A 15,693-nucleotide genomic window follows, 5' to 3' on the forward strand; every position below is an offset into this window, starting at 1 on the left:
ACCATAAAGAAGATTCTTCTAAACGAGAAATACATCGGCGATGCCCTGTTGCAGAAGACTTTCACAGTGGATTTTCTTACAAAGAAACGAGTCAAGAATGAAGGTCATGTCCCGCAGTATTATGTTGAAAATAGCCATGAGGCGATCATACCAAAGGAACTTTTTTTACAGGCTCAGGAAGAGCTTCATCGCAGAAGTAATATTTACACAGGTGCAGACAAGAATAAAAGAATTTATAGTAGTAAATACGCTTTGAGTACCATAACCTTCTGTGGAGATTGTGGTGACATATACAGACGGGTCTATTGGAATATTCACGGTAGAAAAGAATTTGTTTGGCGATGCGTTACAAGAATTGAGCAAGGCCCTGAGGTGTGTAAGAACCGAACGGTAAAAGAAGCTGAATTATATGATGCAGTAATGACTGCCATTAACAGATTGCTTGCCGGTGGGGACAACATGATAAGAATACTGGAAGAGAATATACATGCGATAATCGGTGATACCACGGAATATAAGATTTCAGAGATTAACACCTTGCTTGAAGAAAAGCAGAAGGAACTAATCAGCCTTGCTAATAAAGGAAAAGATTTTGAATCCCTTGCAGATGAGATTGAAGAGTTGCGTGAAAAGCGTCAGACCCTTCTTGTGGAAGATGCATCCTTAAGTGGTGAGAATGAGCGGATCAACGAACTGATAGAATTTATACGCACCAACAAATATCGGACTTTACTATATGATGATACGCTTGTAAGGAAGATCATCCAAAATGTTACGGTGTATGATGACCACTTTGTAATATGCTTTAAATCAGGCATTGAAATTAAAGTATGAAAAACGGACCCCAATAGCCCATGACTCTAGAGTAGAGTTGTGGGTTTTCTTTTGTAGTCTAATTAGTTAATACAAATTAGTATAAGAAGTTTTTATGGAACACTACCGTCGAGTAAGGTTCATTAATTGGCAGTATTAATTCAGTTATAGATTGATTTTTATATAAATGTGGTATACAACGTTGTTATGAACATTGTATGAGAGGGTGATTATTATGGATGTAAATGAGTTGCTGGAACTTGCTATAAAGGAGACAGATAATGTTTTGGCTGGAGAGGTGTTTCTTGTAAAAGATTTGTTTAAAGGTTACGAATGGAATCGGATTGTTGTTAAAGATAGACTTTTGTTAGGAACACTATTTTTAAACTATGTTCACAAAAACGAATCTGATCTGATGGCAATTGAAAAAACTTCATCTCACCAGCAAAGGTATAAAAAGATTATAAAATAATTATGAGACAAAAATACAATTGAAATTTATAAGTGAGGCGATGCTTAAATCATAGAAGCATAATTAGCATAAAGAAAGGATGACTACATTGAATGTGATTGTTTCAAAATTTAAAGAAGTGCTTTTTTCTGTTCTTCCAATTACATTATTGGTTTTAGTATTAAATTTTACTGTTTCTCCGATAGACACAACATTAATTATTCGATTTCTTATTGGTTCTTTTTTCGTGGTATTAGGTCTGACCATTTTTTTGATAGGAGTAGACATTGGTATTACTCCGCTTGGAGGGTTAACAGGAACATCACTTGCTAGATCAAACAAGCTATGGATTGTGTTGATCGCAGGATTAATACTTGGGTTTTTTATATCAATAGCGGAGCCGGGTTTAATGGTTCTTGCGAATCAAGTCAATCTAGTGACATCAGGTCAAATATCCGGAATTAGTATACTTATTATTGTGTCAATAGGGTTAGCAATAATGCTATCACTGGGTTTTTTAAGAGTTTTATACAATGTCCCTTTATATAAAGTGCTTTTTGCTTTATATTTAATCATTTTTGGATTAGCAATTTTTGCGTCACGTGAATTCTTGGCGATATCTTTTGATGCATCCGGATCAACAACAGGAATACTAGCAGTACCATTTATTTTATCCTTATCAGTGGGTATATCAAAGCTAAAAAAGGATAGTAAGGCATCAGAAAAAGATAGTTTTGGTTTGGTTGCCATCGCGTCAACTGGTGCAATTATGTCCGTATTGCTCTTAGACATATTTTCAAAAACAAATGAATTCTCTGCGGGGCTTGATTCAGGAATTTCTGATTCAAATTCAATCATTAGACCATTTATAGATATAATCCCTAATTACTTAATGGAAAGTTTTATGGCGATATTACCATTATTAGTAATATTATTAGTTTTGCAGAAAATATCTTTTAAACTAAAGAAAAAAGAACTTCGAAAACTACTTACGGGATTTGCATTTGCATTTACAGGTTTGCTTATATTCCTAATAGGTGTAAATGCAGGTTTTATGGATGTAGGAACAAGCATTGGTAATAATTTGGCTTTATTGGATAATAAAGCTTATATCATAATCATTGGATTTGTTCTTGGAGTTGTAACCATTTTAGCAGAACCAGCTGTTTATGTTTTAACTCACCAGATTGAAGATGTAACAAGCGGTTACGTAAAGAGAAAAGCAGTTCTAATTTCGCTGGCAATTGGAGTTGGTTTTGCCGTTGCTTTATCGGTTATACGTGTATTAGTGCCTGCGATACAGTTATGGCATTACTTGCTACCAGGGTACATCATATGTCTGTCAATGATGTTTTTTATACCAAAGCTCTTTGTAGGAATTGCATTTGATGCTGGTGGGGTGGCTACTGGTCCTATGACTGCAACTTTTATTTTGGCATTTATACAAGGGGCAGCACATGCTTTTGAGGGGGCGGATCTAATGGTTGATGGCTTTGGAATGATTGCGATGGTTGCCATGACACCAATTATCACCTTAGAAGCTTTGGGCTTGGTGTTTGCTATAAAATCAAAAACAAAAGGAGTTGAAAAGAGGGATGACTAATTATAACAGTATACCGATTTTTGAATTAATATATGTAGTTGTTAACTATGGAATGGGTAGCAGGATATTACAGAAGGCAAAAGAACATGGTATTTCTGGTGGGACCATTTTCCTTGGAAAGGGAACTATAAATAATTCCCTGTTAAATTTCTTATCTTTATACGATGAAAGAAAGGAAATAGTCTTATTGGGAACAGATAACCATACTGCAGACCATGCTTTAGTTGAACTAAACAAAGAATTCAAGTTTGAAAAACCAAATCATGGTATTGTCTTTACCACAAGTGTTTATGAAATTGTAGGATCTAGGTGTTATAGATCTGAAGAAAACGAAGAAGGAAGAGGTGTTAATAAGCTAATGTATCAAAATATTATAACAATTGTTAATAGAGGTAAAGCTGAGGAAGTAATTGAAGCAGCAAAAGCTGCTGGCTCAAAGGGCGGCACAATAATTAATGCAAGAGGCTCGGGGGTAAATGAAACGAGTAAATTATTTAATATGGATATAGAACCTGAAAAAGAAATAGTTATTATCCTATCAAAAGAAGATATTACTGAGGCTATTGTAACGTCAATACGAGAAAAACTTGAAATTGATAAGCCAGGTAATGGGATCATTTTTATTCAAAATATAAACAAAGCTTACGGTATTTATGAGTAATAGATGTTTAAGAAGTGCAGAGATGATAATCGAATTGATATGCTCCTTTATATGAATGCTTAGATAAAGGAGCATTATCTAGCTTTTAGAAAGAGTTAAAAGATTGGATAGTGAATTAGAATCTTACTCCGGTATTTATTAGCGGTTGATTTGTTCCCACAAACGACAGTCAATATTAGATATGTTTCCAAGAACGAGACTTAATAAAAATGGGGTTTGAAACAATGAATTTGACAGCTATAAAATCATCTCAAAACACGTTGAGTGTGTGGTATTGATGTCAAGGGTTGAGAAATAGAAAGTTTAAAAGGCTTGAAATAAAGGCTCTTTGTCAATAGTTGGGGTAGGATTGACATCAATCCTGCTCCATTGCTATATTTGAACCTATTTTAATATAGCTATAGAGTTTTGCATGTTTTTGGGTACACTAAATAAACCTAACTAATTAGTAATTTATCGATAGAATTAAAGTGCACTTGTAAATAAATCTCCTTTCTATATGATATAAAAATTTAAAAATTGCTGTTAATATTAATTTTAATGTGTATAATTTTATTAGATAAAAGAGTTGGTAAAACCTCGACCGTATAAATGAGGAGTTAAAAGAGCGTTTAGAGTAGCCAAGTTGCTACTCTATTTTTATATACTCTTAAGTCTTGTTCTATATCATACAATATGTGTGGGAGATATATTTCTAAAATTGATAAAGTAAAGGTAAATAACATCATAACAGTATCAACAATTCAGTATTGAGATAATTTCTAAAGGTTTTTTTCATAGACTATAGAATGATAATATTACAAAACAGAGTAAACAATAAAAATATCAGGAGGAGAAATTATGGAAAAGGGATATATTCATGTTTATACAGGAAATGGAAAAGGAAAAACAACTGCTGCATTTGGATTGGCATTGAGAGCTGTATGTGCAGGAAAAAAGGTTTATATAGGACAGTTTGTAAAGGGTATGAAATATAGTGAAACAAAGGCAGAGAAATATTTGACTGGATTAAAGATAGAACAACTCGGAAGAAGCTGCTTTATAGAAAGGGAGCCTGAAAAGGAAGATATCGATGCTGCTAAGAGTGGACTTGAAAAGTGCAGGAAAATACTAACTGAAGGAAAATACGATATCGTGATACTTGATGAGATAAATATAGCTTTATTTTTTAAGCTAATTACTGTTAAAGAAGTTTTAGATATGCTAGAAAAAAGGGCACCACATGTTGAAGTTATTCTCACGGGACGATATGCTCCACAAGAAATAATAGATGTAGCAGATTTAGTAACCGAGATGAAGGAAATAAAACATTATTATAATAAAGGGGTAATAGCTAGAGAAGGAATTGAAAACTAATAAAGTAATCATAATTTAAAAATAAGGGCTATTTATTAAAAGTTATTTAACAACTAGTGTTGGTGAGAAAAATAAGCAACTTATTTAGTATATAATTATTGAGAGACATTTGACATTACCTCTAGGGATATTCTTTGGGCGATTATATTTTACCAGAGTTTTGTCACTTGTCTCTTTTTTGTAAGAGAATAGGTATTATTAAAGTATTAAATAAATTATGAGGAGGAATTTTTATGGGGAACAATATTAACCAATTTTCGAAAGGGTTTTTGTGGGGAGGAGCAGTCGCAGCTAATCAATGTGAAGGAGCATGGAATGTAGGCGGTAAAGGTATTAGTATAGCAGATGTTGCTACAGCAGGTGCTTTAGATAAGCATCGTGAATATACTGATGGAGTCATAGAAGGGAAATACTATCCATCACATGAAGCTATTGACTTTTATCATCGCTATAAAGAAGATATTGCATTATTTGCTGAAATGGGGTTTAAATGTTTCAGAACTTCAATCGCTTGGACAAGAATTTTTCCAAATGGCGACGAAATAGAACCAAATGAAGAGGGCTTAAAATTTTATGATAACCTCTTTGATGAATGCTTAAAATATGGGATTGAACCAGTGGTTACAATTTCTCACTATGAAATGCCCTATGCATTAGTTGAGAAATATGGCGCTTGGAGAAATCGTAAATTAGTAGATTTCTATGTAAACTACTGTAAAGTAATATTCACTCGATATAAAGATAAGGTTAAGTATTGGATGACTTTCAATGAAATAAATGTAGTTTCTCTACATCCCTTTATTTCAGCAGGAATCAAAATCAAAGATGGTGAAAAAAGAGAGGAAGTGTGTTATCAAGCAGCTCATCATCAATTTCTAGCAAGTGCAAAAGCAGTAAAGTTAGGCCATGAAATAAATCCTGATTTCAAAATTGGATGCATGATACTCTATCCACTTGTTTATCCAGAAACATGTAATCCAAAGGATGTGCAAGCTGCAAATGAAATGATGGATAAGCATTACTTTTTTTCTGATGTACAAGTTAGAGGATACTATCCGAGTAAAATGAAACGTTACTTTGAAATCAATAACATAAACATCCACATGGAAGAAGGGGATGAAGAAATATTAAGAGCTGGTAAGGTAGATTTTATAGGATTCAGTTATTATATGTCATTGGTAGCTACTTCAAAGACAATAAAAGGAGATAATACTACATCTGGAAACATGCTAGGTGGAGTTGAAAATCCTTACTTAAAAGCATCTGATTGGGGATGGCAAATCGACCCAGAAGGTCTTAGAATTTCTCTAAATAATCTTTATGATCGATATCAAGTACCGTTATTTATTGTGGAAAATGGTTTAGGTGCTGTGGATAAAGTTGAGGAAGATGGTTCTATTTGTGATGATTATAGAATTGACTATTTAAGAAAACATATTATAGAAATGAAGAAAGCAGTCACTATAGATGGGGTAGACCTTGTTGGGTACACACCCTGGGGGTGCATCGACTTAATCAGTGCAAGTACAGGTGAAATGAAGAAACGTTATGGATTTATATATGTTGATAAAGATAATGAGGGTAATGGAACTTTAAAAAGGTATAAAAAGAAGAGTTTCTATTGGTACAAAAATGTTATTGCAACTAATGGAGAAGAGTTATAGACTACATTATTTCTTATCTGTAAACAAAGTTTTTGGAAAAAACAGCATATTCAAATTATATTAGAGGGAGAGTAAGAAATTTTATCTGCACTTGATGGTAATTATAGATTTATTTGTGATGAGGATGTTGAAGAAGTAGATGCATCAATTATTAGTTCATGGTTTAGTGCTGTTGCTGAAAAGCCTGTGATTTCCTCATAATGATATAAAAATTCTAAGAAATTGTTGTTAATATTAATTTTAATGTGTATACTAATGTCGGATAAAAGAGTCGATAAAACCTCGACCGTATAAATGAGGAGTTAAAAGAGTATGTAGAGTAGCCAAGTTGCTACTCTATTTTTATGTACTCTTAAGTCTTGTTCTATATCATACAATATGTGTGGGAATAGCTTGGCAAAAGCCAAGCTATTTTTGTTACCAAAAAACGAGTGATTTCATAAAATACATTTAGGAATACAATATATAACTTTCAAATTAGGAAGTTAAATAGGGTTGTGATTTTAAAAAATCAAAGGGGTGAAAATATATATGAAAATATTTCAAAAGAATTTAATAGCTTTTTTTATGATAATTGTTTTAATGCTTGTAATGGGTGTTAGCACTATAGTAAATTTTAAACAAATTGAAGAAAGAAATAGATACATTTATGAAGGTAAGGACAATATAGCTTTTTTTATAGAAAGGGAAGTAGATCATTTGAGGTGGTTAAATAACTTATCAAATATGTTTATTTATGGGCAAATCCCTAATTTAGATGATCATATGCAGTGTGATTTAGGCAAATGGTACTACGATCATAAGCCAAAAGAACATTATAAAGATATTTTCGTTGCTTTAGAAAAAGCTCATATCCAGGTGCATAGCAGTGGATATAGGGTAGTAGAACTTTTTGAAAGTGGAGATATACAAGAATCTATACGAGTGTTTCAAAATGAAACTAAGCCAGCAATATTAGAAGTACAAAATTATCTGAGTAAATTGCAGGAAGTACAGATACAAGATGCAAACTTACTTATAGAAGAAATTGAGATTTTACAGGCAAGACGAATCATTATTACTATTGTATTAATAATTATAGCAGTGCTAGGAGCATTAGGTATTGCACTAATACTAAACAGACAAATTGTAACACCAATTGTTGCGATTACTAATGTTTTAAAAAAATTAGGAAATCTTGATTTTTCTTTTGATAGAAATGATCCAGCAGTAAAATACCTAAGTAGAAAAGACGAAGTGGGTTTAATGGTTAATTCGGTTAAAGAAATGAAGGATAATGTAGTAGATTTTATATCTAAGACTACAGATGCAGTTAAATCAGTAAATATAAACTCAGAATCTTTAGCTGCAACATCAGAAGAAATGTCAGCATCATCTCAGGAATTATCATCAACTATACAACAGATAGCCCAAGGTGCTACAAATCAAGCTCAAGATTTAACTGATATTGTTCAAGCAATGAATGATATTACTAGTAGTATTGAATTTTCTTACAAAAAACTAGAACAAGTATCATATGAAACAAAAGAAACTGCACATAAAGCTGATATTGGAAAAGCAGAGATTAATAATTTAGAAACATCTATACATGATGTTGAGAAAGCCTTTAATATTGTCGCTGAAAAAATAGAAACATTAGCTAATTCTGTAAAACAAATCGGTGGAATAACAGGAATGATTTCTTCTATATCTGAACAAACAAATCTTTTAGCACTTAATGCAGCGATTGAAGCAGCAAGAGCTGGAGAGGCAGGTAGAGGTTTTGCTGTTGTAGCAGATGAAATCAGGAAATTAGCAGAAGAATCTAAAAAATCAGCAGAAAAAATCACTAATTTAGTTTTATCTACTACTCAAGATACTGATGAAGTAATTAGTACTTCTTCTAAAGTAAAAGGTTTTGTAACTGAACAAGTAGATATTTTAGGGAATACATTAAAATCCTTTGAAGAAATATTAGGCTCCATAGAAAAAATAGCTCCTTATATGGAAGAAACTTATAAGATTATGGAAGAAGTTGTAGAGAAAAAGGATGTTGTTATTCAAAGAGTAGAAAATACTAGTTCAGTAGCACAGGAAAATTCTGCAGCAACAGAACAAATAGCAGCATCATCTCAAGAACTTACAGCTTCTAGTGAAGAAGTAGCATCAACAGCTCAAAATTTAAGCCAAATTTCTACAGATTTAATGGAAACTGTAAATCGATTTAAAGTATAGGGTTAAGAAGAAAGTTATTAATAAAGTAGGTTAAATTTCAATTATTTATTATGATAAAGAGTTAAAGAAATAAGGGTTTCTTGATTGTAGGCATATCTAATAAAAGAAACCCTATTTTGTATAAAAAACTATAATAATTTTAGAAACTATAACAAAATTCGTAGAATCTAATCATTGGAGAGTCGAAGCTTTTATTGAAAATAATAGGTATATATATCCAAAACTTATATATTAAAAAAGTTGACAAACTGAACTAAAAAGAATAACATATAGTTAGTAAAACTAACTAACCAAAGGAGAGATATGATGGATCAAAATATCATCACTTCAGCAGATATAATAGCTATGTTTTGTAGATTGCAAATGTTTTCAAAAAAAGATCTACCTATTAGATCTAGTGAGATGGGAGTGTTAATTTATGTTTATAAACAAAGTGAAAATGTTACTCCATTAATGATTAGTAATTATTTTCAAATTGCAAAGCCTACAGTTACAGCTATGATTAATGAGCTAGTAAAGAATGAATATTTAGTTAAGTATGTTTCTAACAGTGACAAAAGAAGCTATATAGTATCTATAACTGATAAAGGAAAAGAATTAGTTATGTCAGCTTACCAGGAATACTTTAAATTTATATTAATACTAGAAGATAGAATGGGAGAGAAAGATTTTAAAACATTTATCAATCTTATGGAAAGAGCAAATACAATTCTAAATGAGGTGACAAAATAATGAAGGTATTAATAACAGGGGTATTGGGTAATGTAGGTAAGCATGTAGTAAATGAATTAATAAACAAAGGAGAGAAAATTGTAGCTGGAGATATTGATATAGATAAAATAAAGAATTTATTTGGTGATAAAGTTGATGCAATTAAACTTGATTTTACAGATAAAAAAACATTTGATAAAGCATTAGAAGGATTAGATAGAGTGTTTTTGATGAGGCCACCACATCTAGGAAAACCTGAAGATCTATACCCTTTTATTGATGCTATGAAATTTAATAATATAAAACTAGTCTCATTTTTATCTTTAATGGGTGTTGAGAAAAATCTAATACCTCCTCATTATAAGATTGAGAAGTATATTGAAAAAGTAGGACTTGCCATAGCAACATTGTTACATGAACCAGAAAAATATAAAAATACAGCACACACCATCACTGGACCAGAAGCTTTAGATTATTATCAAATAGCAGAAATTTTAAGTGAAGTTATTGGAAAGAAAATAACATATAAAAACCCTAGTTTCTTAAAATATAGAAATTACTACATTAAAAAAAGGGGATTAGATAAAGAGTATGTAAATGTAACGGTAGCTCTATATTTTATGACTAGATTAGGCACTGCAGAAAAAGTAACTGATGAATTTTATAAGCTTACAGGGAAAAAACCAAAAACGTTTCGTGAGTTTGCAAGTGACAATATTAATTGTTTTATTTAAAATATAATGTTCAAGGGGCGTTAGGTGGTGTTATGAATAAGAAATTTATAAGATTAGGAGTTATTGTGCATAAAGTGTTACAGTAATTATTTTTGGAAAATTAAACACTCTAAAAGGAAATAGACTGTTTCCTAACCCCCTACTTACAACCATTTGTGTATTATGTTTTTTGTAAAGATCTGATGTATATTTTGTGTAAAATCCTTTACGAGGGTAATCTAATCCTATTAATATATATTTTTTCATTCCAAATTTTAATTTCTTCTACGTCATTTCTTAAAACTTTTACTCCTGTAGAGGCTAATTTCTCTTGGAATTCATTGAAATTTCCTGTGTATATTATCTTTTAGTATTTAATCAATAAGTTACAAAGGTTGTACATAAAAAGTATTATATAGCTAAAAGAAGTATATATGAAATATATAGAATATATTGAGATTGTATCCATCAAAAATTTTATAAAATCTTATTGACTTTAACGTTACGTAAACGTGTATATTTATTTTATCAAGGGGTGATACCATGGAATATACAGTAAAAAAACTAGCCAATTTAGCAGGGATTAGTACAAGAACATTGAGATACTATGATGAGATAGGGATTCTTAAGCCGGCAAGAATCAATTCATCAGGGTATCGGGTCTATAGTCAAAAGGAAGTAGACAGACTACAGCAAATATTATTTTATAGAGAGTTAGGAGTAAGTTTAGATCTAATCAAGGAGATTGTTACTGATCCTTTCTTTGATGAAATCAATGCACTTAGGGAACATCATGGAAAACTTCTTGAAAAAAGAAAGCAAATAGATTTATTGATAGCCAATGTTGAGAAAACTATAGCATCGGCAGAAGGGAGAATTCAAATGACTGATAAAGAGAAATTTGAAGGATTTAAGAAAAAAATGATAGAGGATAATGAGAAAAAATACGGAAAAGAAATTAGAAAAAAATATGGAGAGGATGTAATCAACAGCTCAAATGAAAAACTAAGAAAAATGACAAAAGAAAATTATGATGAGTTGAAAAAACTTGAGGAACAAGCGAAAGAAGTCTTATCTCAAGCTTTTGAAAATGGAGATCCTGCCAGTAATTTGGCTCAAAAAGCAGCCGATTTACACAAGCAATGGTTGACTTATTTTTGGGATCACTACAGCAAGGAGGCCCATGCTGGTATTGCACAGATGTATGTAGAGGATGAAAGATTTAAGGCTTACTATGATAAAGAACAGCCGGGAACAGCTGAATTTTTGAGGGATGCTATTCTAATTTATACAGGGATGAAAAAATAATAGTTTATATTCCTAAATATGAAAGATATATGAAAAGACAAGGAGATAAGCTCATAAGGGCTTATCTCCTTATTTTTAGTTTTTTATCAAAAGTTTAGGTGGGTTTAAGATTAAAACAGAAAATTATTGTTCTTACTAAAGGCTTTAGCTTAGGCTTAGAATACTTTTGACATGTTGAGAGATACTAAAATGAGGAATAAGTTTTTTGGAGGAGATTTCATATGGAATTATTGAAAGAGTTATTGATATTAACTGTAAGAATTTTGACCATTATTCCATTGATGCTATTGACAACAATATATATGGGTAAGCGTTCTATTGGTGAGCTTCCAGTCTTTGACTTTCTAGTTATAATAACTCTAGGGGCGGTAGTAGGAGCAGATATTGCAGATCCAGAAATATCACATATTCATACAGCAGTAGCAATAGTATTAATAGGATTATTTCAAAGAATTGTATCAAATATGGTTATAAAGCATCGAAAGTTAGGACATATTATTACTTTTGAACCCACTATAGTTATTCAAGATGGAAAGCTAATATATAAAAATCTTAAAAAGTTGAGGTATTCTGTAGATAATGTGTTACAAATGCTAAGAGAAAAAGATATTTTTGATATAAATGATGTTTATTTGGGAATCATCGAAGCAAACGGCAGGATGTCTGTGTTAAAGAAGGATAGTAAGACATCAGTAACGTTAGAAGATATGAATTTAACAAAGAAGTCTTGTGCTATATCATATCCAATTATTATAGATGGTAAGATATATGTTGATGTACTACAAAAGTTAAATATCAGTGAAACTTGGATTAAAGAGCAGCTAGCAGCTATGAATATTGGGCATGTAGATAAGATATTCTTTGCATCAGTGAATAATAAAAGGGAATTACATGTATCTTTAAAAAGTGATTTAGAAAATGTTGAAGATTTATTGCCTATATATCACTAAATATTTCTGTTTTATTTAATGTAATGTTTAGGATAGATATATTTTTTAAAATTGATAGGGTAAATCTAATGGAATAATAGGATAGAAGTATTAGAAATTTATTATTAATATAATTTTAAAAGTTTCTTCAAAGATTAGAAAAGTTGTGTTATCCCACAACCTTATTTCTTCCCAAATTTTTAGCCTTATAAAGATTTTTATCAGCTTTTTCAATTATATCTAAATAATTCTTTTCTCCTGAAATTTCATACACTCCAAAACTTGATGTTATTTTTATTTCAAATTCATTATATTTAATAACTTCGTTTTCTACATTTTTTCGTATTCTCTGTGCAATTTCAATTGCTTTTTCTTTATTTAAGCCATTCAATACAATTAAAAATTCTTCTCCACCGTATCGTGCAACCCAATCATTTTTTCTTATATTTTTCTGCAAGATAAAAGCAAATTGTTTAAGTACTGCATCACCAGCTATGTGACCATATGTGTCATTAACTTTTTTAAAAAAGTCGATGTCGCACATAATTATTGAAAGAGGATACTGCTCAAAATTAGATTTTAAAATATCAACAGGAAGCCTATCTTCTATAAACCTTCTATTAAATACATTAGTTAAAGCATCTTTTACAAGAAGTTCATTTAGGTTATTAATTTTCAAATAAATTTCTTCATTACTTAACCCATCCATATCCTCAATAATGCTTGTATTTGTTGCATCCTTCAAAAATTCAACAACTATCTTTTCGCTATCTGAAATAACAGGTGTTGCAGTTATTATGTATATCTTTTCTCCGTTATACTCTATTTTTACGAATGTTTCTTCTTGAGTATATGCTCTCATAGATATACAATTTGAGCACATTTTGTTTTGATTCCAAAATTCGTAGCAAAAACTTTCTTCTTTGATACATTCATCATTTTTAGAAAAAAAGTAGTAAACTTTTTTCTTAACAGGGTTAACAATTCTGATTGCATCATATACATTAATTAGAAAATCTATTTTTTCAATTAGAGAACCCAAACTAAATACTTTTTCCATTAACTACCTCCACAAATTGTAATTGTAACTATTATATAATAAAATATTGAATATTTAAACAATTCGATAGAAGTTTTATTCAAGCTAATGTAAAATGTATATAAGCCATAAATTAAGGAGTGGTCTATTTGAAAAAGTATTTTGCCTTTATTATTTTGGTTTTACTACTAATTTATCCTACAAGTATGATCATTACTACTATGAATATGCTAAAAAGCTTAAAATGGAAGATGAAAATCCTAATTTTGAAGTTAAGGATAGTGGAATTTTTAACAACATCTATCTTTGTTTAAATAGACCTCTTTTTCTTCCTGAGGATAAAATATGGCTTCCAATACAAAAATTTGAAACAGGGAAATTAACGTATGGAGTTGCAAATCCAAATAAAGAAGAATTTAATTCATTGGCAGATTTTTTTGTTAAGGAAGATATAATAGAGATAAGAATACCTTGGCAGCTTCTTAATGTTATGGATCCATCTACAAAAATGATAATGGATGATTTGTATGTCAATAATGGAATAAAAGCTATAAAGACAGAAGGATTTCATTTAGGTATAATATTAAAAAGAGAAGATAACATAACTTATACTTCAATGAGAAAATACACCTGGGAGCCGTGGGAGTTTCCAAAGTATCACGAAAGGCTAAAAAAATCATATTTTATATTAAAGGAAGCCTTCAAAAATATAGGAGGTGAATAATGTGGGGCACATTGATTTGGCAGTTCAAGAAATATTAGATACAATAAATGAATTGCTTGAAATTGATAACAAAGATCAATCTTATATAAATGTAGTCAAGAGAGTATTAGAGAAAATATACAATATTTCAGTGGAGAACAAAATTGAAGATATTGCTTTTGAGCTTAGTGAAATCGAAAGATTATTAAAGGAAGATGACAAGGAACAAGGACAAAAATATATTGAAAAACTAGAAAATATAAAAAAGATACTAGAAGATAAGATATCTCAAAGGAGTAAAATTTTAATATTCCATGATAGCGATAATTTATTAGATGAACTTATAAATAAAATAAATAAAAACAATATTGACGTAGTACTTTTAAAAAGTGATGCAGTAGATTCTATTTTTTCACACAATCCAAATGCTGTTGTAATTCAAAACAACAAAGATATGAATGCAGTAACAATTCTAAAATGTATAAGAGAAGAAAAAGTATTAGATCAATTTCCTATTATTGTTATATCAGATGCAGACTATAATAATAAAATTGAATGTTTAAAGTTAGGGGTTATAGACTATATTGAGCATAATTTCGATGTAGAAGAAGTATACCTAAAACTTATAAATATAGTTAATATGAGTTGCAAATGTCTAAAAAATACTGTTTATGATATTTCAACTGGACTGTATACAAGAAAACAAGGTGAACTATTAGCTCAATCACTCTTAGTTAAGGCAAAAGATGAGAAAAAACAAGCAACATTACTTGTTATCGATTTTGATTATATGTCAGAGATAAATAAAAATTTTGGTGTATCTTTTGGTAATAAAATAATTAATAAAGTTGTTTCTGAATTTAAAAAATACACAACAAAGGTTGATATAGTTTATAGAATGTCAGGGGATAAGTTCGCTTTTGTATTTTATGATAAAGATGTAAAATGGGTAAAAAATATTGCAGACAAGGTATTAAGGTTTGCCATAAATCATGGTGAAGAAATGGGCAAAAAAATAAGTTTTTCAGGGGGGATATCTTCTAGTTTAAAGGATAAATCAGATTATAAGGATATGATGCTAAGAGCAAAAGAGGCACTTTCTATTGCAAAAATGGAAGGTAGATCAAGAATTGTTATTGATATAGACTTTGTTAAACAAAATAAAATAGTAAATATTCTATTTGTTGATGATGATAAGATAATTGTATCTATTTTAAAATCAAGATATAAAAACAAAGGCTATAATGTATTTACAGCATCAGATGGACTTGAAGCGCTAGAAATACTAAAAAACTATGATATAGGCTTAGTAGTAACTGATTATTATTTAAAGCTTATGAACGGAGATGAGTTAATAAAAAATATTAGACAAACAGATAAAGAAACTCCAATAATAGTTTTATCTTCTCAAAAAAATGAAGATTATATAAAAAGAACACTTGAATTAGGTGCAGATGATTATATTCTTAAACCATTCTCTCCTGTAGAACTTGACAGTAGAATTAAAAAGTTACTAGATTAGTGGTGA

The 15,693-nt window shown here is 30.3% G+C and carries 15 protein-coding genes (1 of these 15 running past the window's edge); 13 read left to right on the plus strand and 2 right to left on the minus strand.

Translation table 11 applies throughout. The features are described from left to right. From JWYL7_RS01670 to JWYL7_RS01710, 9 genes are all read left to right on the plus strand, one after another. On the plus strand, window positions 1-834 hold the 3' portion of the coding sequence (locus JWYL7_RS01670) for a recombinase family protein (protein ID WP_066067987.1). It extends 729 nt beyond the left edge of the window; 834 of the gene's 1,563 nt are visible here — the last part of the coding sequence; its start codon lies off the left edge, out of view; it ends in the stop codon at window positions 832-834. Between the two features lie 214 nt (window positions 835-1,048). Beyond that, window positions 1,049-1,285, plus strand: a complete 237-nt coding sequence (locus JWYL7_RS01675; RefSeq protein ID WP_432264164.1) for a single-stranded DNA-binding protein — start codon at window positions 1,049-1,051, stop codon at window positions 1,283-1,285. A gap of 94 nt (window positions 1,286-1,379) precedes the next feature. Continuing rightward, complete coding sequence (locus JWYL7_RS01680; protein WP_331721880.1) at window positions 1,380-2,867, plus strand: DUF1538 domain-containing protein; 1,488 nt, start codon at window positions 1,380-1,382, stop codon at window positions 2,865-2,867. Further along, a complete protein-coding gene (locus tag JWYL7_RS01685; protein WP_066067992.1) occupies window positions 2,860-3,528 on the plus strand; it encodes a P-II family nitrogen regulator in 669 nt (222 codons plus the stop codon). Before JWYL7_RS01680 ends, JWYL7_RS01685 begins: the two co-directional genes overlap by 8 nt. 840 nt (window positions 3,529-4,368) lie before the next feature. Further along, window positions 4,369-4,884: a cob(I)yrinic acid a,c-diamide adenosyltransferase gene (cobO, locus tag JWYL7_RS01690; protein WP_066067995.1), complete on the plus strand. Its 516-nt coding sequence runs from the start codon at window positions 4,369-4,371 to the stop codon at window positions 4,882-4,884. A 233-nt stretch (window positions 4,885-5,117) separates the two neighbouring features. Continuing rightward, window positions 5,118-6,548, plus strand: coding sequence for a 6-phospho-beta-glucosidase (locus JWYL7_RS01695; protein WP_066067998.1), 1,431 nt, complete (start codon window positions 5,118-5,120; stop codon window positions 6,546-6,548). A 531-nt stretch (window positions 6,549-7,079) separates the two neighbouring features. Next, window positions 7,080-8,762: a methyl-accepting chemotaxis protein gene (locus JWYL7_RS01700; RefSeq protein ID WP_066068001.1), complete on the plus strand. Its 1,683-nt coding sequence runs from the start codon at window positions 7,080-7,082 to the stop codon at window positions 8,760-8,762. A 306-nt stretch (window positions 8,763-9,068) separates the two neighbouring features. After that, window positions 9,069-9,494: a MarR family winged helix-turn-helix transcriptional regulator gene (locus JWYL7_RS01705; RefSeq protein WP_066068005.1), complete on the plus strand. Its 426-nt coding sequence runs from the start codon at window positions 9,069-9,071 to the stop codon at window positions 9,492-9,494. Further along, entirely contained in the window at window positions 9,494-10,207 is a 714-nt protein-coding gene (locus tag JWYL7_RS01710) for an NAD(P)H-binding protein (protein ID WP_066068008.1), read from the plus strand. The genes JWYL7_RS01705 and JWYL7_RS01710 overlap by 1 nt, the downstream gene beginning before the upstream one ends. Before the next feature lie 60 nt (window positions 10,208-10,267). On the opposite strand, the gene JWYL7_RS10370 is transcribed toward JWYL7_RS01710, so the two are convergent. After that, on the minus strand, window positions 10,268-10,453 hold the full coding sequence (locus JWYL7_RS10370; protein WP_153011563.1) for a hypothetical protein: 186 nt from the start codon (window positions 10,451-10,453) through the stop codon (window positions 10,268-10,270). 276 nt (window positions 10,454-10,729) lie between these two features. On the opposite strand from JWYL7_RS10370, the gene JWYL7_RS01715 reads away from it, so the two are divergent. Next, entirely contained in the window at window positions 10,730-11,494 is a 765-nt protein-coding gene (locus tag JWYL7_RS01715; RefSeq protein ID WP_066068011.1) for a MerR family transcriptional regulator, read from the plus strand. Window positions 11,495-11,715: 221 nt separating this feature from the next. Beyond that, window positions 11,716-12,444 (plus strand): DUF421 domain-containing protein, encoded by a 729-nt coding sequence (locus JWYL7_RS01720; protein WP_066068014.1) that lies wholly within the window; start codon window positions 11,716-11,718, stop codon window positions 12,442-12,444. 148 nt (window positions 12,445-12,592) lie between these two features. On the opposite strand, the gene JWYL7_RS01725 is transcribed toward JWYL7_RS01720, so the two are convergent. Continuing rightward, complete coding sequence (locus tag JWYL7_RS01725; RefSeq protein ID WP_066068017.1) at window positions 12,593-13,483, minus strand: GGDEF domain-containing protein; 891 nt, start codon at window positions 13,481-13,483, stop codon at window positions 12,593-12,595. 94 nt (window positions 13,484-13,577) lie between these two features. Between JWYL7_RS01725 and JWYL7_RS01730 the strand changes: the two genes are divergently transcribed. Then, the gene (locus JWYL7_RS01730; RefSeq protein WP_066068020.1) at window positions 13,578-14,186 is read left to right on the plus strand and encodes a hypothetical protein; all 609 of its coding nucleotides are present in this window, start codon (window positions 13,578-13,580) and stop codon (window positions 14,184-14,186) included. A 1-nt stretch (window position 14,187) separates the two neighbouring features. Further along, window positions 14,188-15,687, plus strand: a complete 1,500-nt coding sequence (locus tag JWYL7_RS01735) for a response regulator (protein ID WP_066068023.1) — start codon at window positions 14,188-14,190, stop codon at window positions 15,685-15,687. The last annotated feature ends 6 nt before the right edge of the window (window positions 15,688-15,693 follow it).

The sequence above is a fragment of the Alkalithermobacter thermoalcaliphilus JW-YL-7 = DSM 7308 genome (genome assembly GCA_001584565.1).
Lineage (GTDB): Bacteria > Bacillota > Clostridia > Peptostreptococcales > Peptostreptococcaceae > Alkalithermobacter > Alkalithermobacter thermoalcaliphilus.